This window comes from Mesorhizobium sp. M0139 (assembly GCF_040322455.1).
Classification (GTDB): domain Bacteria; phylum Pseudomonadota; class Alphaproteobacteria; order Rhizobiales; family Rhizobiaceae; genus Mesorhizobium.
This window is the reverse complement of record NZ_JAMYTN010000025.1, coordinates 25604-44646: the sequence shown is the minus strand read 5'-3', so window position 1 is coordinate 44646 and position 19043 is coordinate 25604. Positions and strand designations below refer to the sequence as shown.

Genomic DNA, 19043 nt, shown 5'->3' with positions numbered 1-19043 from the left:
TGATCGGCCGCCGGATTTCCTCCGGCGGCCATTTCCTGGAATTGCTCCAGCGCACAGCCTGAGAGGGATGAGCATGTCCGGACTAGATATCAACGCCGTCACCAAAAAATTCGGCAACTTCGCCGCCGTCGACAATGTCCAGCTCAACGTGCCGCATGGCACGTTCGTGTGTCTGCTCGGCCCATCGGGCTGCGGCAAGACCACGCTGCTGCGCATGATTGCCGGACTGGAGGAGCCGACCAGCGGCGCCATCGTGCTCGACGGCGAGGACATCACGCCTTTGCCGACGCACAAGCGCAATCTCGGCATGGTGTTCCAGTCGCTGGCCCTGTTTCCGCATCTCTCTGTTGGCGACAACATCGCCTATGCGCTGCGCATTCGCGGCGCCTCGAAGGAGGAGCAGAAGAAGCGCGTCGACGAGTTGCTGGGCCTCATCCATCTGACCGGCTTTGCCGACCGCCCGGTGGCCAAACTGTCGGGCGGTCAGCGCCAGCGCGTGGCAATTGCACGGGCCTTGGCGCTGTCGCCGAAACTGTTCCTGCTCGACGAGCCGCTGTCGGCGCTCGACGCCAAACTGCGCGAGGCCATGCAGGTGGAACTGCGCCAGTTGCAGCAGCGGTTGGGCATCACCACCATCGTCGTCACCCACGACCAGCGCGAAGCCATGACCATGGCCGACCTCGTCGTCGTCATGGGCCACGGCAGGATCCTGCAGGCGGCGCCGCCGATCGAGATCTACCGCAAGCCGGCCGACGCCTTCGTCGCCGACTTCATCGGCATCACCAATCTGCTGCCGGCCGAGATCGACAGCACCGGGCGCACCACCATTCTGGGCACAGCCATTCCAGGTCTTGCCATGCCGGCGGGTCAGACCAAAGCGTCTGTATCGGTCCGCCCCGAGGATGTGCATCTCGGCAGCCCCGGCGGCTCGGCCATCACCGGCGAGGTGAGTTTCGTGCGCGATCTCGGCGGCACCATCGAGACCTTCGTCGACGTCGGCGGCACCAGCATCATTGCGGTGACGACGCCGCGCGAGCGGCATGACGTGCCGGTCGGCGCCAAGGTCGGCGTCACACTGCCGCCGGCAAGCTGCGTGGTGCTCGGCGCATGAGACGCGAGGCTCCGAAGTCGCTAGCCGACTACACGCCGCTGTTCTTTCCGGCGCTGATGCTGATCGTCTTCTTCGTCGTGCCGTTCTCGACGATGATCGCGGTGAGCTTCTTCAAGCGCAACCCGTCCGGTTTCTACACGCCGGATTTCGTGTTCGACAATTACGCCCGCTTCCTGTCGGTGTTCTTCGGCGGCGTGCTCGGCTTTTCGCTGCTGCTGGCGGTGCTGGTCGCCGTCTGCTGCGTGGCCATCGCCTTTCCCTTCACCTACCTTTTGACCCGTCGGCCGCGCCGCGTGCAGACGCTGTGGCTGGTCGGCCTCCTGTCGGTGCTGTCGCTGTCGGAAGTCATTATAGGCTTTGCCTGGTCGACGCTGTTTTCGCGCACCGCCGGCATCACCAATTTGTTCGTGGCGATCGGGCTGATGGACAAGCCGGTGGCGCTGCTGCCGACCTTTGGCGCGGTGCTGACCGGCATGGTCTACCAGGCGCTGCCCTATACGATCCTGGTGCTGTACCCCGCCCTCGTGCGCCTCGACCCGACATTGCTCGAGGCAGCGCGCACGCTCGGCGCCTCGCCGATCCGCGCCTTCTTCAACGTCGTCGCGCCGGCATTGCGCAACACCATTGTGGCGACGCTGATCATGGTCTTCGTGTTCGCCCTCGGCTCCTACCTGCTGCCGCAGATTCTGGGACGGCCGCAGCACTGGACGCTGTCGGTGCTGATCACCGACCAGGCGATCTACCAGTCCAACATGCCGTTCGCAGCCGCAATGGCGGTGTTCCTGGTGCTGATCTCGCTGGCGCTGGTCGGATTGACACTGCTCGTCGGACGAAGGGAGAACGCCCTATGACCGCGACCTTGCTGCACCGTGTCTATTTTACCATCGTCGCTTTGTTTCTGGCGGCGCCGCTGATCGTCGTCGCCGGCGTGTCGGTGAATTCGCGGCAGGAGCTCAGCTTCCCCCCGGTCGGCTTCTCGCTCGCCTGGTACGCCCAGATCTTCACCGACCCGGAATGGCGGCTGGCGCTGATCCATTCTGTGACGCTGGCCGTCTGTTCGGCCGCGATTGCCGTGGCGGTGGCGCTGCCGCTGGCCTGGTTCCTGTGGCGGCGCATCGCGCCATGGGCGAACATTTTCCAGGTGCTGGGGCTTGCCCCCTTCATCCTACCGCCGGTCATCACCGCGCTCGGCTTCCTCTCCTTCTGGGCGACGGTCGGGCTGTTCGGCCAGTTCTTCACCGCCATCATCAGCCACGCCATCTTCTTCGTGACGCTGCCGCTGGTGACGCTGTCGCTCGGCTTTGCCTCGATCGACCGCTCATTGGTCGAGGCTGCGGCGACCATGGGCGCCGATGATCGCACGGTGCTGAAGACCGTGGTGCTGCCGCTGATCCTGCCCTACCTCGTCTCGGGTTACGCCTTCGCCTTCGTCTTGTCGCTCAACGAATACATCGTCGCCTATATGACGATCGGCTTCACCACCGAGACGCTGCCGATCAAGATCTTCAACGCGCTGCGCTACGGCTACACACCGACCATGGCTTCGGTGTCGGTGTTCTTCGTCGCGGTGGCGGCACTGGTGTTCGGCTCGATCGCCAGGTTCGGCGATATACGCAGGCTGCTCGGCGCGATGTCGTCGGACGGGAGCTGAGCGCAGCCACGCCAAACGAGAACGGCCGCCGAACCCGGCGGCCGTTTTGCTTTTAATGGCTGAAGACGAGTGGCGGTGCGATGCGGTCGCGCCGCAGCCAGCGCGCAAGCAGCAGCACCGCCACCACGGCCAGGCCCGACGCCAGGCCGATCCAGATGCCGACGCCGTGCAAGCCGAAATGGAAGGCGAGCAGCACGCCGAGCGGCAGGCCGATGCCCCAATAGCCGATCGCGGCATAGATCATCGGCACCTTGGTGTCGTGCAGGCCGCGCAGCATGCCGGCGGCAACGGCTTGCGCGCCGTCGAAGATCTGAAACAGCGCGGCAAAGGCCAGGAACGACACGGCCAGCGCGATCACCCTGGCGTTGGCCGGATCGGTCATGTCGATGAAGGCGCTGATCAACAGATGCGGCCACAGCACCATCACCAGCGCCATCAGCGCCATGGACGAGACGCCGATGACGAAGGCGGTCCAGCCGGCGCGCGAAACGCCTGCCGGATTGCCGGCGCCGTGGGCCAGCCCGACGCGCACGGTGACGGCCTGGTTGAGACCGAGCGGCACCATGAAGGAGATCGAGGCGATCTGGATGGCGATAGCGTGCGCGGCCAGCGAATCCGCATCGATCAGGCCCATCAGCAGGGCTGCCGCGTTGAAGATCGTCACCTCGAAGGCGAGGATGCCGGCGATCGGCATGCCGAGCCGCAGCAGACCCTTGAAACGCGGCCAGTCGGAGCGCCAGAAGCGACCAAACAGGCGGTAGCGGCGGAACTTCTTCTCCAGCATCACTACGGCTGCCAGGCCGCAGAACATCAGCGTGCTCGACAGCGTGGTCGCCAGCCCCGAACCGGCAATTCCCATCGAGGTGACGCCGAGATTGCCAAACATGAACACCCAGTTGAAGAAGGCGTTGCAGGCGACAGCGACGAAGACGATGATCAGCGCCCAGCCCGGCCGCTCCAGCGCCGAGATGAAGGAACGCAGCACGATATAGCCGTAGAAGGGCAGCACCGCCCATTCCAGCCAGCGCAGATAGATGCCGGCCTGATGTGCCAATGCCGGCTCCTGGCCGATGGCCAGCAGAATGGCCTCGCCATGCCACAGCACGATCCAGATCGGGATCGAGATCAGGATCGCCAGCCACAGCCCTTGCCGCACGGTGCGGCGCAAATCGCGCACCGAATAGCGGCGGCGGCCAAGCTCGGTGGCGATCATCGGCGAGGTCGCCAGCATCAGGCCGAGGCCGAAGATCAGCGGCATGAAATAGAGGTTGGCGCCGAGCGCGCCGCTGGCCAGCGTGTCCGCGCCCAGACGCCCCATCATCATGACGTCGGTGGCGGTCATCGCGGTCTGGCCGAGATTGGTGAGCACCATCGGCCAGGCCAGCGCCAGCGTCGCCCTGATTTCCTGACGCCAAAGATTTTCCGGCGCACGAGCGCCGGCTTCGATCGCAGACATTGTCCTGCTCTTTCCGATTGCGGCGCGTCGGCAACGAGGCCGGAAGCCGCACTTCCAAACGGCAAAACCTTCGGTTTCGCAGCGTTTGCGTCGTTCTATTGGACGAAATGCGGCATGAAGGCAAGGGAGGACGGGCAGCCGGCGATTGAGCCAGAGGCGGGAACCCTCCTATCCGGCTGCCCTTGGGTCAACCGATGCTTTCGCCGCCGTCGATCACCAGCGCCTGGCCGGTCATGAAGGATGAGCGGTCGGAAACGAGGAACAGGATCGCTTCGGCGATCTCTTCGGCGCTCGCCCAGCGCCCCATCGGGATCTTGGTGCGGACATAGGTCTCGATCGCCTCGCGGCCGCCCATCTGGGCGATGAACGGCTCGTTGAAGGGGGTGTCGACCCAGCCGGGGCAGAGCGCGTTGACGCGCACATTGTGCCGGGCATAGTCGAGCGAAATCTGCCTGGTCATCGCCACCACGGCATGTTTGGACGTGGCATAGGCGATCATCTCGCGGTCGTAGAAGACGCCCGAATTCGAAGCCGTGTTGAGGATGACGCCGCCGCCTTGCGCGACCATTGCCGGCATGACCAGCCGCGCGGCCAGAAACTGCGCCCGTACATTGATGCGCCATGACGCATCCATACCATCGACCTCGACCTCGGTCAGCGTGCCGCCGACCTGGATGCCGGCGTGATTGTGCAGAATGTCGATGCGGCCATACTTGCCGAGCGTGCCGGTGATGAGCTGCCCGACCGCGGCGTTGTCAGAGACGTCGGTGACAATCGCCTCGGCCTGCCCGCCCACTGCCCGGATGTCCGCCGCCGTGGCCTCGCCGCTGGCCAGATCCCGGTCGGCGATGACCACCAGCGCGCCTTCCCTGGCCATGATCATGGCGCCGGCGCGGCCGATGCCGGAACCGGCGCCCGTCACCACGGCGATGCGGTCTTTGAGGAGCATGAATTTGTCTTTCAGCTGGATGGCTTGTTCAGTTTGACGGCTGGCGCTGGCGCAGCTGCCATTGGGCAAGCACCACCAGAAGAACCGAGGCGACGAGCACGATGGTGGCGATGGCGTTGATTTCCGGCGTCACGCCGCGCCGGATCGAGGCGAAGACATAGATCGGCAGCGTCGTCTGCGCGCCGGCGACGAAGAAGGCGACGATGAAATCGTCGAAGGAGAAGGTGAAGGCGAGCAGGAAGCCGGCGATCACCGCCGGCATGATCTGCGGCAGCACGATCGAGCGAAACGTCGTCAGCGGCGTGGCGTAGAGATCGCTCGAGGCCTCGACCAGGTTGCGGTCGAGGCTGGCGAGACGCGTGCCGACGATTATCGTCACCAACGCCATCGAAAACAGGCCGTGGGCGGCGATGATCGATCCATAGCCGAGCGACAGGCGCGGCGGCTGGTCGTTTGGCCAGATCGAGGCGAGGAACGGGTTGAGCACGCCAAACAGCTGGACCAGCGCGACAAGCGTCGAGATGCCGATGACGACGCCGGGAACGACGATCGCGGCACCCATCAGCGCGTCGAAGACGGCGCGGGTTCTGAGCCCGACCCGCGCCAGGCCGAGTGCCGCCGCCGTGCCGCACACCGCCGCCAGAAGGGCGCTGGTGGTGGCGATGAACAGGCTGTTCTTCAACGCCTCGACCAGGAACGGGTTCGACAGCGCCGTGCCGTACCACTGCACCGAAAAGCCGGTGAACTCGCTGGCATGGCGGCCGGCGTTGAAGGAAAACAGCACGACCAGCGCGATCGGCAGATAGAGGAAGGCGAAGACGGCTGTGACGAAGGCGCGCATCAGATCAGATCCACCCTGCGGGCGCCCGACACCCGTGTCGAGATACGGTTTGCCGCGATCAGCACCACCACCGAAACCGCCACCAGCGTGATGGCGATGGCCGATCCGAACGGCCAGTTGCGCGACTGCAGGAACAGGTCGACCAGCGCGTTGCCGATGAAGAACACCTTGCCGCCGCCAAGCAGCGTCGGGATGAGGTATTCGCCAAGCAGCAGGATCATGACCAGCGAGAAGCCGGTCATGACGCCCGGCAGCGACAGCTTCAGCGTCACGCCTAGGAAGGTCGAGAGCGGGGTCGCGCCGAGATCGGCGGAGGCTTCCAGCAGCCTTCGGTCGAGCCGCTCGAGACTGACATAGATCGGCAGGATCATCAGGGGCAAATAGCCGTAGACAATGCCGAGCAGAACGGCGCCCGGCGTGTTGATCAGCCTGACATCCTCGATGCCGACAAAGGCCAGCAGTGCGGGAATGCCGCGTCCGCCCAGAATGTACATCCAGGCGTAGGTGCGCATCAAAAGGCTGGTCCAGAACGGAACGACGACGAGCGCAAGCAGGATCAGCCGCCAGCGCTGCGGCGCCTTCAGGGCAAGGTAGTAGGCGACCGGGTAGGCGACGAGCAGACAGGCAAGCGCGCCCACCGGCGCCAGCATCATCGTGTTCCAGAAAGCAGTCGCCCGCGCCGGAAGATTGGCATACTGCGCCAGCGTGAAGGCGGCCTGATAGCCGCCCTCCGGCGCCCGCTCGCCGACGCTGAACACGGCAATGGCGATGAACGGCAGCACAAGGAACACCACCAGCCACGCTGTTGCCGGTGCGAGCAGCAGCGCCGTCAGAAAATTGTGCCGAAATCTGTTGCCGTGCATTGAACCGCCCCGAGGCCGGCGGACCTAGGCCCGCCGGTTTTCCGTTTGCGTCAGGTCGGCATCAGGCCGACTTGAAGCGCGCCATCAGCTCGGCGCGGCCGGGATCGGTCAGCGTCGCCGCCGCACCGAATTCCAGCGGTGTCAACAGGTCGGCCGCCGGGTAAAGGATCGGATTGTCGAGCACTTCCTTGGGCAGCAGTTTGTTGACCCGCGCGTCGGTCGAGGGCGCGCCATTGGCGAGATGCTCCTTCACAGCAACCTCCGGGGTCATCAGATAGTTGAGCAAGGCATAGCCGGCCGGCTTGTTCGGCGCGTCCTTCGGGATGGCGTAGAAATCGGTCCAGATTTCGCCGCCCTCCTTGCCCAAGACATAGGCGATCTCTGGAATATCGCGATGCAGCTGTGCGCCATCATTCGTCCAGCACATGGTCATCCAGGCGTCGCCCGCCCGCATGCCCGGCTGGTAGTCCGAAGAGACCGCGAACAGATGCGGCTTGACCTTGAGCAGCAGTTCCTCGGCCTTGGCGAGTTCGTCCTGCTTCAGCGAGTTGAAGGAATAGCCGTAATATTTCAGCGCGTTGCCGATGGTGGTCAGCTGGTAGTCATGCACCATGGTGCGGCCATCACCCTCGGCCATGGCGACGTCCCAGAATTCCTTCCAGCTGGTCATCGGCTTGGCCAGCTTCTTGGTGTTGACGGCAAAGCCCGTGGTGCCCCAGTTCTTCGGCACCGCGTAGGTCGTGCCGTCGATCGTGCCTTCCGAGGTGAAGCGCGGGTCCTCCTGGGAGCCGTCGAAATTCGGCAGCTTGGCCATGTCGAGCGGATCGATGATGCCGAGTTTCTTGTAGGTCGAGATCGTGTAGTTGGTCGGCACGAACAGGCTCCAGCCCGAGGCGCCGGCCTGCAGCTTGGCAAGCATCTCCTCATTGGAGCCGAAGACGTTGACCTCGACGGCGACGCCGGTGTCCTTCTTGAAATTCTCGAAGGTCTGCGGGTCGTGATAGTTCGGCCAGGTGGCGATCGACATGCGGTCGCCGAGGTTTTCGGCGGCGAAGGCCGGCGTCGGCATGATGCCGAGCTCGCGCGCCATCACCGCGGTTGCGATGCCCAGGCCGGTGAGGCCGAGGAAATCGCGGCGGCCGATCGAGCCGCGCTTCAGGCGCATCAGCTGGTCGACGAAGTTCTCGGGGCTAATCGGCAGTCCGTCACGATATGATTTCGACATTTTTTGCTACCCTCTGGTTGGTCCCGTTGTTCTTGTTCTCCGGAAACGCCAGCGGCGTCCCAGAGGCAAAGCCGATGGCGACGGGTTCGCCCGGCTTGAAGAGGTTGCCATGGCCGATCACATGGTCGGCCTTGGCCAGCAGCGTTCCGATGCCCTGCACCTCGATGGCGTATTCCGCCGTCGAGCCCAAGAAGATCCGGTTGCGTACGATGCCCTTGAAAGGGCTGCCTTTGGTGGCGCCGAGGCTTAGCGATTCAGGACGCAGGCTAACAGAAACGGTCTCGCCCTGCTGCAAGGCGGTTCGTTTGCGCGCGGCAATGACGGTTCCGTCCGCCAGCGCCACATTGACAAGATCGCCTGTATGCCCGGCAACCTTGCCGCTCAACAGATTGGTCTTGCCGACGAAGTCGGCGACGAACAGGTCGGCCGGCTCGTCATAGATCTCGCTTGGTTGCCCGAGCTGTACGATGCGGCCGCCGTTCATGACGCAGACGAAGTCGCTCATCGACAGCGCCTCCTCCTGGTCGTGGGTGACCAGCACGAAGGTGATGCCGATCTCGCGCTGCAGGTTCTGCAACTCGATCTGCATGTCGGTGCGCAGTTTCTTGTCGAGGGCCGCCAGCGGCTCGTCGAGCAACAGCACGGCCGGCTTGTTGACCAGTGCGCGCGCCAGCGCGACGCGCTGCTGCTGGCCGCCGGAGAGTTCGTGAATCTTGCGGCGGCCATAGCCGGCGAGCCGCACCATTTCGAGCGCCTCGCCGGCGCGCCGGCCGATTTCCTGCGACGACAGGCGCGGCCGTGCCTGGCGCAGCCCGTAGGACACATTGGCTTCGACATCGAGATGCGGAAACAGCGCGTATTGCTGGAACACCATGTTGACCGGCCGACGATAGGGCGGCGTTCCGGCCATGTCTTGGCCGCGGATGAACACCTGGCCTTCGCTCGGCTGCTCGAAGCCGCCGATCATGCGCAGGCATGTGGTCTTGCCGCAGCCGGACGGTCCGAGAAGGGCGACAAAGGCGGAGGGCGGCACAGCCAGATCGATGCCGCTGACAGCGGTCACGGCGCCATAGCGCTTGGTGACGCCGCGAAACTCGATGTCGGGCACTGCGGTCAAAGTGCTGGCTCCAGCAACAGGGCTATTTCAGGACGCTACCAGAGCCGATGGCGGCTAGTATATACCTCGCAGGTGGTATATCTGATCTATTTTCTCGTTTGAGGGGGTATAGGTTGAGTGCGTCCCGCAGCGACGAATACAGCCGGCTCGCAGCCCTTGTCGCGGCAACGCGAGAGACCAGCGGCGAAATGTTCGGCCAGGCAATGGTCGATTGGCTGAGCCAGCATGTCAGCTTCGACCACTGCGTTATCTTCGGCTATCGCGGCGCATCGCGACCGCCGCTGCTGTTCGAAACCTTCTCGCCGGCCGAGAGCCATGTCTTCGTCACGCTCTATCAGGAAGGACCTTATCTGCTCGACCCATTTCATCACGCGGCGGTGGAGCGCAAGGAGGGGTTCTGGCGCATGCGCGAGCTGGCGCCCGACCGCTTCTATGCCAGCGAGTATTTTCGCACCTACTATAGCCAGACAAGGCTGGCCGAGGAGGTCGGCTTCTTCGTGCCGCTGCCCGGCAAGGATGCGCTGGTGCTGTCGCTGATGCGATTGCACGCCTCGGGTCCCTTCGGCACCGCCGATGCCAGGCTGCTGCGCGACATGGCGCCGGCGGTCATCAACTTCGCCCGGTTGCGCTGGCCCGCACTTTCGGCCGAGGAGCAGGACGAAGCGGAGCAGGGCGAGACGATCGCCGCCGTCAACGAGTTCGACCGCGCCCACATTTGGGAAAGCCTGTCGCTGACCCCGCGCGAAAAGCATGTCGTCGATCTGGTGCTGCAGGGGCATTCCACCGAGTCGATCGCAAGAGCCATGCGCATCGTGCCGGGAACGGTGAAGGTCCATCGCCGCAACATCCATCGCAAACTCGGCATCAAATCCCAGGCCGGGCTGTTCGCCCGCTTCATCGAGATCATCGAGAGCCGGCGTTGAACTCGCTGAGGCAGACATCGTTCACTTGCCGGCGACAGACTGCTACGGATTACCCGAAACCGGTCCGCTTCCTCATTCGCCCCGGAGAACAGACGATGGCATTCAGGCGCAGAAAGAACACGGCCGCGATCCCGCGCACGGTGCCCGCTTTCGAGCACATCGTCACCGAGGCGAGCGACAGTTTCCTGTGGCGGCTCGACGACTATCCCTGGGAGCGCAATGTCTGGAATTTTCATCCGGAATACGAGATCCATCTCCTGAGGAAGTCTTCCGGGGTCGCGCTGGTCGGCGATCACATCGGCGAATTCGGGCCGGGCTACCTGAGCATCGTCGGCGGCGGGCTGCCGCATGACTGGGTGACATCGGTGCAACCCGGCGAGCTGATCGAAGGACGCGACATCGTGCTGCAATTCGATCCGCAGCGGCTGCGCGGCTCGGCGGGACTCCTGCCGGAACTGCGCGAACTGGAACCGTTCCTGGAGCGATCGCTGCGCGGCATGGTCTTCCATGGCCGCGCCGCGCTCGAAGGCGCCGCGCTGATGGAACGGATGGGCACGGTGCACGGGCTCGCCCGGTTTTGCCTCTTCCTCGAACTGGTCGATCTGCTGGCCAGGACAGACGAATACGAGCTTTTGTCCTCGCCGGATTTCTCACCCGCGCTCGACGCAACCTCGCTGGACATCATCCAGCGCACGCTGACCTATCTCTTCCAGCATTTCGCCGAGGATCTGAAGCTGCCGGAGGCGGCGGAGCTGGCCGGGATGAGCGAAAGCACGTTTTCGCGCTTCTTCCAGAAGAACACCGGCAACAGTTTCAGCGACCACATCGCCAAGCTCCGGCTCTGGCAAGCCTGCAAGCTGCTGGCGGACACCGATATTCCGATCACCGACATCTGCTTCCAGGTCGGCTACATGAACATCTCCAACTTTAACCGCGCCTTCCTGCGCAAGCACCGGATGACGCCGTCATCCTACCGCAAGCTGTCGAAGCAGCGGATGACGATGCGCGCCTGAAAACCGGCCTTCCTCACTCCATCGGTACTCATGTGACAGAGGCCGTGCAGGCGGGCCGGATTTTGCAGCGCACAATGCATAAAAGTACAGGTCTGCTGCAACGGGGCTTCTAGCGCGGCCTTTAGCAACTCCTCATTTTGGCGATGGGTGGCTTGTCGCTCGGGCGATGGCGAGGATCGCGCAACCGAAGACTTCCGCTTCCTGCGACTGTTCCTGGAGGAGAAAATCAATGAAACCAATTCGGCTCGCTGCGAGCATAAGCGCAGCTTTCATGCTTACCACGACCCTCTCGACCATGGCGCTGGCGGCGCCGGTCTGCTCGGCGCCGGTCAAGGTGCTGGCGCAACCGCGTGACGGGCTGACGCTGCTGGAGGCGTCCAAGGACGAGTTCCAGAAACTGGCCGGCGCCAGCTTCCAGATCGACTATCTCAACGAGAACGACCGCCGGGCAAAGTCGCGCGCCGATGCGTCCACGGTCGGCAACTACAACGTCTACTATGTCGACGAAGCCAATGTCGCGCTGTTCGCCTCGTCGAAATGGATCGTGCCGCTCACCGACTATTACCCGGCTGACTACGACTACGCCGATTTCGACCCGGGCCGGCAGAAGGTCGCCACCTATGACGGCAAGGTGTGGTTCGCGCCGCTGACCGGCGGCGGCGACCTGATGGTCTACCGCAAGGACATTCTGGAAGCCGCCGGCATCCAGCCGCCGAAGACGCTGGACGAGTTGATCGCCGACGTGCCGAAGCTGACCGATCCCGACAAGGGCATGTACGGCATCGCGCTGCGCGGCGCGCGTGGCTCGGGCGCCAATGTCTGGCGCTGGATGCCGTTCTTCAAGGCCTATGGCGGAAAATGGTTCGACGGTGACAAGCCGGCTTTCAACTCCGCGGCCGCGGTCAAAGCGACCGAGACCTATCTTAAACTGTTCAAGGATTCAGCGCCCGGCACGCAGACCGGCAGCTGGGATGAATCGACCGGCGCCTTCCTGTCGGGCCAAGTTGCCATCTTGGTCGAATCGACGCCGCTGTCGGGCATGGCGGTCGACCCGAAGACCTCGCAAGTGGTCGGCAAGATCGGCTTCCTGCCGCCGCCCTCGCCACTGACCGGCGGCGGCTACGGCCACGGCCTCGCCATCGCCGCCAAGGCCAATGCCGATGACGCCGCGAAGCAATGCGCCGGCCTGTTCATCGCCTGGGCGACGTCGAAGGAGAACGAGAAGCGCCGGCTCGACGCGCACCAATTCGGCGAGCTCAACCGCACCAGCGTGCTGTCCAGCAAGGAGTTCGCCGACATTTACGGCGCCGATCTCGGCCAGGCGCTTGCCGATACCGGCAAAGTGACGGCGGTGAACTTCTGGCAGGATCCGCGCTGGCCGGATCTCGGCGACCGCTGGGGCATCATCCTGGAAGAGCTGGTCACCGGCACGCGCACCGACGTCAAGGGCGGCCTCGACGAACTCGAGGCCTACGCCAACGAGCTGGTGAAGAAGAAGTAATCCTCCCGCCCGCGGCGCGCGGTCCACGGCATTCGACCGGATGCCGGGACCTGTGCGCCGCGGGTTCTCCCCAAAAGGCACAGCCCGAGGATAGGCAATGCGCCGACGCTCTTCCCTGCCCGTGACGTTTCTGGTTCCGACGCTCGCCATTCTTCTGGTGCTGTCGATGGTGCCGACGCTGTACGCCATCGTCATTGCGCTGCAGAACCGCGAGCTGAGCTCGTCGGACTATTCCTGGGTCTGGCTGTCGAACTTCATCGACCTGTTCGCCGACCGGCGTTTCCTCAACGCGGTCTGGGTTTCGGTGAAGTGGGAAATCGTCACCGTGGTGGCGACGATGATGGTGGCGATCGGGCTCGGCGTGCTGATGTTCGAAGTGGCGTCGCCGCGGCTGCGCAACATCTACTGCCTGCTGTTCATCATCCCGGTGCTGTTGCCGCGTGTCTCGGCGGCCTTCGTGTGGAAGTTTGCCTATCATCCGCTCTACGGCATCGCCACCTATCCCTACAGGCTGATCACCGGCGGGCTGATCTTCGACCCGCTGTCGAAGCCGTCGACGGCCCTGTTTGCCGTCGCCTCGGTCGATGTCTGGCAGTGGGGACTGTTCTTCGCGGTCATCGTGCTGAAGCTTCTGGAGACCTTGCCGCCGCAGCCGATCGAAGCGGCGCGGCTCGACCACGCCAAACGCTGGCAGATCCATGCCTATGTGACCTTGCCTATGCTGAAGGCGCCGCTGATCAGCCTGATGTTCGTCAAGATGATCGAATCGCTGCGCTCCTTCGACCTGATTTATGTGATGACGCGCGGCGGGCCGGGCGTGGCGACCGAGACGCTCGACATGTACGCCTTCTCGCAAGGCTTCATCGAATCCGGCAAGGTGTCCTATGCCTCGGCCATGGCGGTGCTGATGATGATCGCGACTGTCATCACCTTCACCATGCTGTGGAAGCGGGTGCAGGCATGAGGCCGTATCGCATGAGACCGGGCCGCCTCATCGGCAAGATCATCCTGGCCTTCGCCGGCTTCATGGCGGTGTTTCCGCTCGCCTGGACGGCGGTCAATTCGCTGAAGAACAATGTCGACATCATCACCCGCGTGCCGCGCCTGGTGTTTACCCCGACCTTCGACAATATCAGCTACATCATCGGCCGCGACAGCGTCATGGCCGGTCTCTATAACTCGGTCATTTCCTGCGGCGTCGCCGTGCTGATCGGCGTCATGCTCGGCCTTCCGGCAGCCTATGCGGTGGCGCGCTATCCCAATCGCTTCGCTGGCGACATCCAGTTCTTCGTGTTGTCGCTGCGCTTCCTGCCCCCGGTGGCAGTCGCCATTCCGCTGATGGTGATCTGGCTGCAGATCGGGCTCTACGACACCTTGCCGGCGCTGATCGTCACCTATTCGCTGCTCACCATCTCGGTGATCATGTGGCTCGCCATTCCCGCCTTCCAGGCCGTGCCGAAGGAAATCGAGGAAGCCGCTTTCGTCGACGGCTACGGCGCTTACTCGGTGTTCTGGCGCATTGCGCTGCCGGTAGCGGCGCGCTCGCTGATCGGCGCCGTCGCCTTCAGCTTCGTGCTGGTGTGGAACGAATTCCTGATCGCGCTGATGCTGTCCAGTTCCAACGCCAAGACATTGCCGATCGTCGCTTCCGAACTTTCACAGCAAGGCATGAACGTGCCGTGGGGAATCCTCAACGCCTCGGTCGTGCTGTTGTCGCTACCGCCGCTGCTGTTCCTGGGCGTGCTCAGCGGCTTCCTGAATTCCGTTTTCCGGCAAAAAAAGACTTGATGCGAGGACTTACCGATGCGGGCACTGGTGCTTGAGAAAAAAGGCGAACTGTCGTTGCGCGAGATCGCGCTGCCGCTCGACGTCGGACCGGGCGATGTCAAGATAGCCATCCACACGGTCGGCGTCTGCGGCAGCGACGTGCACTATTACACGCATGGCGCGATCGGCAGCTATGTGGTGCGGGCTCCGATGGTGCTTGGCCACGAAGCCGCGGGAACGATCGTCGAGGTCGGCGCCAATGTCGGCACGCTGAAGGTCGGCGACCGCGTCTGCATGGAGCCGGGCGTGCCGAACCTGTCGTCGCGCGCGACGAGGCTCGGCATCTATAATGTCGATCCCGATGTCAGCTTCTGGGCGACACCGCCGGTGCATGGCGTGCTGGCGCCCTATGCGGTGCACCCGGCCGCCTTCACCTACAGACTGCCGGACAATGTCACCTTCGCCGAAGGCGCGATGGTCGAACCCTTTGCCATCGGCATGCAGGCGGCGAGCCGCGCCCGCATCGTGCCTGGCGACGTCGCCGTCGTCGTCGGCTGCGGCCCGATCGGCATCATGATCGCGCTGGCGGCGCTGGCCGGCGGCTGCTCGAAGGTGCTGATCTCCGATTTTTCCGCACCCAAGCTCGAGATTGCCGCACAATATCCCGGCATCGTGCCGGTCAATATCAGCGAGCAATCGCTGGTCGACGCAGTCTCCGCCGCGACCGACAATTGGAGCGCGGATATCGTGTTCGAGGCGAGCGGCAGCCCGAAGGCATTCGCCGACCTGTTCGATGTCGTGCGGCCGGGCGGCGCGGTGGTGCTGGTCGGACTGCCGGTCGAACCGGTCAGCCTCAACGTTCCGGCGGCGATCTCCAAGGAAGTGCGCATCGAGACGGTGTTCCGTTACGCCAACATCTTCGACCGGGCGCTGCAGCTGATCGCCTCGGGGAAGGTCGACCTCAAGCCGCTGATCACCGGCACTTATGATTTCTCCGACAGTATCAAGGCCTTCGAGCGGGCGGCGCAAGGCAAGCCGCAAGACGTCAAGCTGCAAATCCTGCTTACCGGCGAGAAGGGCTGACCATGTCCGCGATCGTTTGCTCCCATGTCGACAAGGCGTATGGGGCTACCACCGTCATCCGCGATCTCAATCTCTCGATCGAGGAGCATGAGTTCGTCGTGTTCCTAGGCCCATCCGGCTGCGGCAAGTCGACCTTGCTCAGGATGCTGGCCGGGCTGGAGGATATCAGCGGCGGCGAAGTGTCGATCGGCGGCAGAGTGGTCAACGATCTCGAGCCCGGCGAGCGCGGCATCGCCATGGTGTTCCAGAACTATGCGCTCTACCCGCATATGACGATCTTCGACAACATCGCCTTCGGACTCAAGCGGCAGAAGGTTTCGGCGGCCGAGATAAAGAAGCGGGTCCAAGCGGTGGCAGAGACGCTGGGCCTCGAGCCTTATCTCGCCCGCAAACCGACCGAGCTTTCCGGCGGACAGCAGCAGCGCGTGGCGATTGCGCGCGCCATGATCAAGACGCCGAAAGTGTTCCTGTTCGACGAGCCGCTGTCGAATCTCGACGCCAAACTTCGCAACCATATGCGGGTCGAAATCGCCCGCCTGCACCAGTCGCTGAAGACCACTACCGTCTATGTCACCCACGACCAGCTCGAAGCGATGACGCTGGCCGACCGGATAGTGCTGCTCAGGGATGGCGTCATCGAACAGATCGGCTCGCCGGCCGAGATCTATCGCCAGCCGGGCAATCTGTTCGTCGCCGGCTTCATCGGTACGCCGAACATGAATTTCATCGACGTGGCCGTCGGGCGGAAGGACGAACGCTGGACGCTGACAGCCGGCGGCTCGAGCTTCTCCATAGAAGGCTCGGGCTTCGATCTACGCGGCGTCCAGCGCGCCGTGCTTGGAATCCGACCGCCGGACCTGAAGACCGCCGGCGCTCAGAGCATCAATCTTCTGCAAGGCACCGCCGACCTCATCGAGTTCCATGGCAATGACGCGCTGGTGACGTTCGCCTGCGGCGGCAAGGAGGTCGGCGCATTGGTATCGGCCCGTGAATGCCCGGCGTTGCGCGCGCCTGTGCGCTACACATTCGAGGAGGAGAGCGTGCATCTGTTCGACGCGGCGACCGGCGCATCCTTGCGCCGGCGAGAGGAGGCCTAGATTTGGTACGCAATTCCGGACGGAAAACCGTTTCACACTTTTCCTGGAATTGCTCTAGCTGATGGCGTCGAGCTCCTGCCGCTGGCGGTGCATTTCGAGGAAAATCTTGTAGTCGCGGTCGAAGCGGCCTGACGCGGCCGGGTTCGAGGTGCGCGCCCTGCCGCCTTGCTGCATGGCGACGCAAGCGGCATTCAGGTCCGGGAACAGACCGGCCGCGGTGGCGGCGACCATGCCGGTGCCGAGCAGAACGGCTTCGTCGGCCAGCGGCTCGATCACCGCGCAGCCGGTCGCGTCGGCATAAAGCTCCATCAGCAACGGGTTCTTGGTGTGGCCGCCGGTGACATGCAGCGTGTCGATGAGATAGCCGTTCTCGTTCAGCGCCTCCAGCACATGGCGCACGCCGAGTGCGATGCCGACGGCGGTGCGCCAATACAGCTTGCACAGACTGTCGAAGGAGGAATCCAGCGTCAGCCCGCTGACCACGCCGACGGCATGCGGGTCGGCAAGCGGCGAGCGGTTGCCGTGGAAATCCGGCAGTACATGCAACCTCGCCGCCAGCTTGTCGCCTTCGGTGCTGCGCAGTTCAGCGACGCGCCTGGCGATCTTGGCATGCATGGCCGCATCCGGCTCGCCGCCGGCGCCATGCCAGCGAATGATGTGGTCGAGCAAGGCACCAGTGGCCGACTGTCCGCCTTCCGACAGCCAGAGCTTTGGCAGTGCGGCGCCATAGTATGGACCCCAGACGCCGGCGAAAGGCTGCGGGTCGGGCGACATCGCCATGACGCAGGACGAGGTGCCGGCGATCAATGCCAGATGGCGGCCGATATTCTGCTCGTCGCCAGCAAAGCCGCCGAGCACGCCAAGCGCGCCGGCATAGGCATCGATGACGCCGGCGCCGACCCGACAGTTTTCGCTCAAGCCCAACTCCGCCGCCGCTTCAGGGGTGAGCGTGCCGATGTCTGCGCCGACAGCACTTGCCTTCTCCGGCAGGCTGCCGTGTTCGAACAGATCGCCAAGCCCGACCCTGTCGAAGAAGTCACGGCGCCAGCCGGTTTCCTCATGCGCCAGATAGGTCCATTTGGCGGTCAGCGTGCATTGCGAGCGCGCCAGCGACCCGGTCGCCTTCCAGGTCAGGAAATCGGTGAGGTCGAATAGGTAGCCGGCTTCATGCCAAGTTCCCGGCAGATTGCGCTTTAGCCACATCAGCTTCGGCGTCGCCATTTCCGGCGACATGACGCCACCGATATAGTCGAGTACGGCGTGGCCGCTATCGGTGCATTCATCTGCCTCGGCGATGGCGCGATGGTCGAGCCAGACGATGGTGTCCCAGCGCCGTTCGCCCGTCACCGAGACGCTGAGCTGGCCGGCATTCCTGTCCAGCACCACCAGCGAGCAGGTGGCGTCGAACGACATGCCGACAATATCGTCGGCTGACACACCGGCCTTTTCGCGCGCGGCACGCACCGCGATGCAGACCGCCGACCAGATATCCTGCGAATTGTGCTCGGCGTGATCGGCCTTCGGCTGGTTCATGACGATCGGATGCTCGGCGCGGCCGAGCAAGGTGCCTGACGTATCGAGAATGCCCGCGCGGGCGCTCCCGGTGCCGACATCGACCGCGCAAACGAAGCTCTTCGTCAAGATGCTTTTACTCTCGCTCCCTAGAGCCGTATGATTTCAGGTCTGTTCGACCTGAAATCTGAATCCGTCTCTAAATCAAAGAAGTAGAGCATGATGTCGTCCGAAAACCGCTTCACACTTTTCGGCATCATGCTCTAGCCTGCAATCAGATCGGGCAATTGCAGCATGTCCGCGAATATAAAGTCCGGTTCACTCGACGCAAGCCGCGCTTTCAAGGCCGGGTTGCCGGCGTGCGAACCGCCGGTGAAAGCAAAGACGCGCATACCGGCCGCACGCGCCGCCGCGATGCCGGCAGGGCTGTCCTCGATTACGATGCAATTACCGGGATGCGCGCGCATAGCAGCGGCGGCATGGAGAAAAAGATCCGGCGCCGGCTTGCCGCGCGCGACCATGGCAGCGCTGAACAGATGGGGCTCGAGCAGGCCGAGCAGGCCGGTAACGTCGAGCGCATAGCGAATGCGGTCGAGCGTGCCGGAGGAAGCGACGCAGCAGGGCACGCCCAGCCTCGGCAGGATGTCGCTGATGCCGGGAATCGGCTTCAGCTCCTCGCGGAATTTGCGCATCAGCTCGACGCGCATATCGGTCAGATGCACGTCGGTGATGTCGATGGTGAAATCGCGAAGAAGTATCTCGCGCACGCTCTTCATGCTCTTGCCGAGGAAATGCTCGTAGGCCGCATCCTCGCTGACCGAGCCCCCGGCGGCAGAGATCATGCCGAGCAGAGCCGAAACCGACAGCGCCTCGCTGTCGACCAGCACGCCGTCACAGTCGAAGATGACCAGTTCGGGCGTCATTGCGGCTGGCG

The 19043-nt window shown here is 63.8% G+C and carries 18 protein-coding genes; 10 read left to right on the top strand and 8 right to left on the bottom strand.

Annotation, left to right across the window (positions count from 1 at the left end; all coding sequences use genetic code 11):
* Positions 1–73 precede the first annotated feature (73 nt).
* Genes NKJ58_RS29065 through NKJ58_RS29055 form a run of 3 tightly spaced genes read left to right on the top strand, consistent with a single transcriptional unit; the run spans position 74 to position 2762 of the window.
* Positions 74–1111 carry an ABC transporter ATP-binding protein gene (locus NKJ58_RS29065; RefSeq protein ID WP_023671274.1) on the top strand — a complete coding sequence of 346 codons (1038 nt, stop codon included), beginning with the start codon at positions 74–76 and terminating at the stop codon, positions 1109–1111.
* Positions 1108–1962: an ABC transporter permease gene (locus NKJ58_RS29060; RefSeq protein ID WP_023742279.1), complete on the top strand. Its 855-nt coding sequence runs from the start codon at positions 1108–1110 to the stop codon at positions 1960–1962. The genes NKJ58_RS29065 and NKJ58_RS29060 overlap by 4 nt, the downstream gene beginning before the upstream one ends.
* The gene (locus tag NKJ58_RS29055; RefSeq protein WP_023742278.1) at positions 1959–2762 is read left to right on the top strand and encodes an ABC transporter permease; all 804 of its coding nucleotides are present in this window, start codon (positions 1959–1961) and stop codon (positions 2760–2762) included. Before NKJ58_RS29060 ends, NKJ58_RS29055 begins: the two co-directional genes overlap by 4 nt.
* Positions 2763–2814: 52 nt before the next feature.
* Here the strand turns inward: NKJ58_RS29055 and NKJ58_RS29050 are convergent, their stop codons facing one another.
* The 6 genes from NKJ58_RS29050 to NKJ58_RS29025 form a co-directional block, all read right to left on the bottom strand.
* Positions 2815–4218 (bottom strand): MATE family efflux transporter, encoded by a 1404-nt coding sequence (locus NKJ58_RS29050; RefSeq protein WP_352560051.1) that lies wholly within the window; start codon positions 4216–4218, stop codon positions 2815–2817.
* A gap of 187 nt (positions 4219–4405) precedes the next feature.
* Entirely contained in the window at positions 4406–5167 is a 762-nt protein-coding gene (locus NKJ58_RS29045; RefSeq protein ID WP_352560049.1) for an SDR family NAD(P)-dependent oxidoreductase, read from the bottom strand.
* A 28-nt stretch (positions 5168–5195) separates the two neighbouring features.
* Positions 5196–6008, bottom strand: coding sequence for an ABC transporter permease (locus NKJ58_RS29040; protein WP_023683576.1), 813 nt, complete (start codon positions 6006–6008; stop codon positions 5196–5198).
* Positions 6008–6871 carry an ABC transporter permease gene (locus tag NKJ58_RS29035; RefSeq protein ID WP_027049163.1) on the bottom strand — a complete coding sequence of 288 codons (864 nt, stop codon included), beginning with the start codon at positions 6869–6871 and terminating at the stop codon, positions 6008–6010. Before NKJ58_RS29035 ends, NKJ58_RS29040 begins: the two co-directional genes overlap by 1 nt.
* 61 nt (positions 6872–6932) lie before the next feature.
* On the bottom strand, positions 6933–8096 hold the full coding sequence (locus NKJ58_RS29030) for an ABC transporter substrate-binding protein (RefSeq protein ID WP_023683578.1): 1164 nt from the start codon (positions 8094–8096) through the stop codon (positions 6933–6935).
* A complete protein-coding gene (locus NKJ58_RS29025) occupies positions 8077–9213 on the bottom strand; it encodes an ABC transporter ATP-binding protein (RefSeq protein ID WP_352560047.1) in 1137 nt (378 codons plus the stop codon). Before NKJ58_RS29025 ends, NKJ58_RS29030 begins: the two co-directional genes overlap by 20 nt.
* Positions 9214–9326: 113 nt before the next feature.
* Here NKJ58_RS29025 and NKJ58_RS29020 point away from each other — a divergent pair, with 113 nt between their 5' ends.
* From NKJ58_RS29020 to NKJ58_RS28990, 7 genes are all read left to right on the top strand, one after another.
* Complete coding sequence (locus tag NKJ58_RS29020; RefSeq protein ID WP_023732678.1) at positions 9327–10136, top strand: helix-turn-helix transcriptional regulator; 810 nt, start codon at positions 9327–9329, stop codon at positions 10134–10136.
* Positions 10137–10231: 95 nt separating this feature from the next.
* On the top strand, positions 10232–11149 hold the full coding sequence (locus NKJ58_RS29015; protein ID WP_023736914.1) for an AraC family transcriptional regulator: 918 nt from the start codon (positions 10232–10234) through the stop codon (positions 11147–11149).
* A 229-nt stretch (positions 11150–11378) separates the two neighbouring features.
* The gene (locus NKJ58_RS29010) at positions 11379–12650 is read left to right on the top strand and encodes an ABC transporter substrate-binding protein (protein WP_352560046.1); all 1272 of its coding nucleotides are present in this window, start codon (positions 11379–11381) and stop codon (positions 12648–12650) included.
* Positions 12651–12747: 97 nt separating this feature from the next.
* A complete protein-coding gene (locus NKJ58_RS29005) occupies positions 12748–13614 on the top strand; it encodes a carbohydrate ABC transporter permease (protein ID WP_023683583.1) in 867 nt (288 codons plus the stop codon).
* 11 nt (positions 13615–13625) lie between these two features.
* Positions 13626–14438, top strand: a complete 813-nt coding sequence (locus NKJ58_RS29000; RefSeq protein WP_023693094.1) for a carbohydrate ABC transporter permease — start codon at positions 13626–13628, stop codon at positions 14436–14438.
* Between the two features lie 15 nt (positions 14439–14453).
* Positions 14454–15500, top strand: a complete 1047-nt coding sequence (locus tag NKJ58_RS28995; RefSeq protein WP_023693093.1) for an NAD(P)-dependent alcohol dehydrogenase — start codon at positions 14454–14456, stop codon at positions 15498–15500.
* A gap of 2 nt (positions 15501–15502) precedes the next feature.
* A complete protein-coding gene (locus tag NKJ58_RS28990; protein WP_023693092.1) occupies positions 15503–16597 on the top strand; it encodes an ABC transporter ATP-binding protein in 1095 nt (364 codons plus the stop codon).
* Positions 16598–16651: 54 nt separating this feature from the next.
* Here the strand turns inward: NKJ58_RS28990 and NKJ58_RS28985 are convergent, their stop codons facing one another.
* Together NKJ58_RS28985 and NKJ58_RS28980 are read right to left on the bottom strand one after the other, a co-directional pair.
* Positions 16652–18238 (bottom strand): FGGY-family carbohydrate kinase, encoded by a 1587-nt coding sequence (locus NKJ58_RS28985; RefSeq protein ID WP_023755460.1) that lies wholly within the window; start codon positions 18236–18238, stop codon positions 16652–16654.
* Positions 18239–18372: 134 nt separating this feature from the next.
* On the bottom strand, positions 18373–19032 hold the full coding sequence (locus NKJ58_RS28980; RefSeq protein WP_023683588.1) for an HAD family hydrolase: 660 nt from the start codon (positions 19030–19032) through the stop codon (positions 18373–18375).
* Between the last annotated feature and the right edge of the window lie 11 nt (positions 19033–19043).

Bases quoted from the DNA above. Each gene is read 5' to 3' on its own strand.
- NKJ58_RS29045 (WP_352560049.1), bottom strand. From the start codon at position 5,167: ATGCTCCTCAAAGACCGCATCGCCGTGGTGACGGGCGCCGGTTCCGGC.
- NKJ58_RS28995 (WP_023693093.1), top strand. From the start codon at position 14,454: ATGCGGGCACTGGTGCTTGAGAAAAAAGGCGAACTGTCGTTGCGCGAG.
- NKJ58_RS29055 (WP_023742278.1), top strand. From the start codon at position 1,959: ATGACCGCGACCTTGCTGCACCGTGTCTATTTTACCATCGTCGCTTTG.
- NKJ58_RS29050 (WP_352560051.1), bottom strand. From the start codon at position 4,218: ATGTCTGCGATCGAAGCCGGCGCTCGTGCGCCGGAAAATCTTTGGCGT.
- NKJ58_RS29035 (WP_027049163.1), bottom strand. From the start codon at position 6,871: ATGCACGGCAACAGATTTCGGCACAATTTTCTGACGGCGCTGCTGCTC.
- NKJ58_RS29010 (WP_352560046.1), top strand. From the start codon at position 11,379: ATGAAACCAATTCGGCTCGCTGCGAGCATAAGCGCAGCTTTCATGCTT.
- NKJ58_RS28990 (WP_023693092.1), top strand. From the start codon at position 15,503: ATGTCCGCGATCGTTTGCTCCCATGTCGACAAGGCGTATGGGGCTACC.
- NKJ58_RS29060 (WP_023742279.1), top strand. From the start codon at position 1,108: ATGAGACGCGAGGCTCCGAAGTCGCTAGCCGACTACACGCCGCTGTTC.
- NKJ58_RS29040 (WP_023683576.1), bottom strand. From the start codon at position 6,008: ATGCGCGCCTTCGTCACAGCCGTCTTCGCCTTCCTCTATCTGCCGATC.
- NKJ58_RS29015 (WP_023736914.1), top strand. From the start codon at position 10,232: ATGGCATTCAGGCGCAGAAAGAACACGGCCGCGATCCCGCGCACGGTG.
- NKJ58_RS29000 (WP_023693094.1), top strand. From the start codon at position 13,626: ATGAGACCGGGCCGCCTCATCGGCAAGATCATCCTGGCCTTCGCCGGC.
- NKJ58_RS29065 (WP_023671274.1), top strand. From the start codon at position 74: ATGTCCGGACTAGATATCAACGCCGTCACCAAAAAATTCGGCAACTTC.
- NKJ58_RS29005 (WP_023683583.1), top strand. From the start codon at position 12,748: ATGCGCCGACGCTCTTCCCTGCCCGTGACGTTTCTGGTTCCGACGCTC.
- NKJ58_RS28980 (WP_023683588.1), bottom strand. From the start codon at position 19,032: ATGACGCCCGAACTGGTCATCTTCGACTGTGACGGCGTGCTGGTCGAC.
- NKJ58_RS29030 (WP_023683578.1), bottom strand. From the start codon at position 8,096: ATGTCGAAATCATATCGTGACGGACTGCCGATTAGCCCCGAGAACTTC.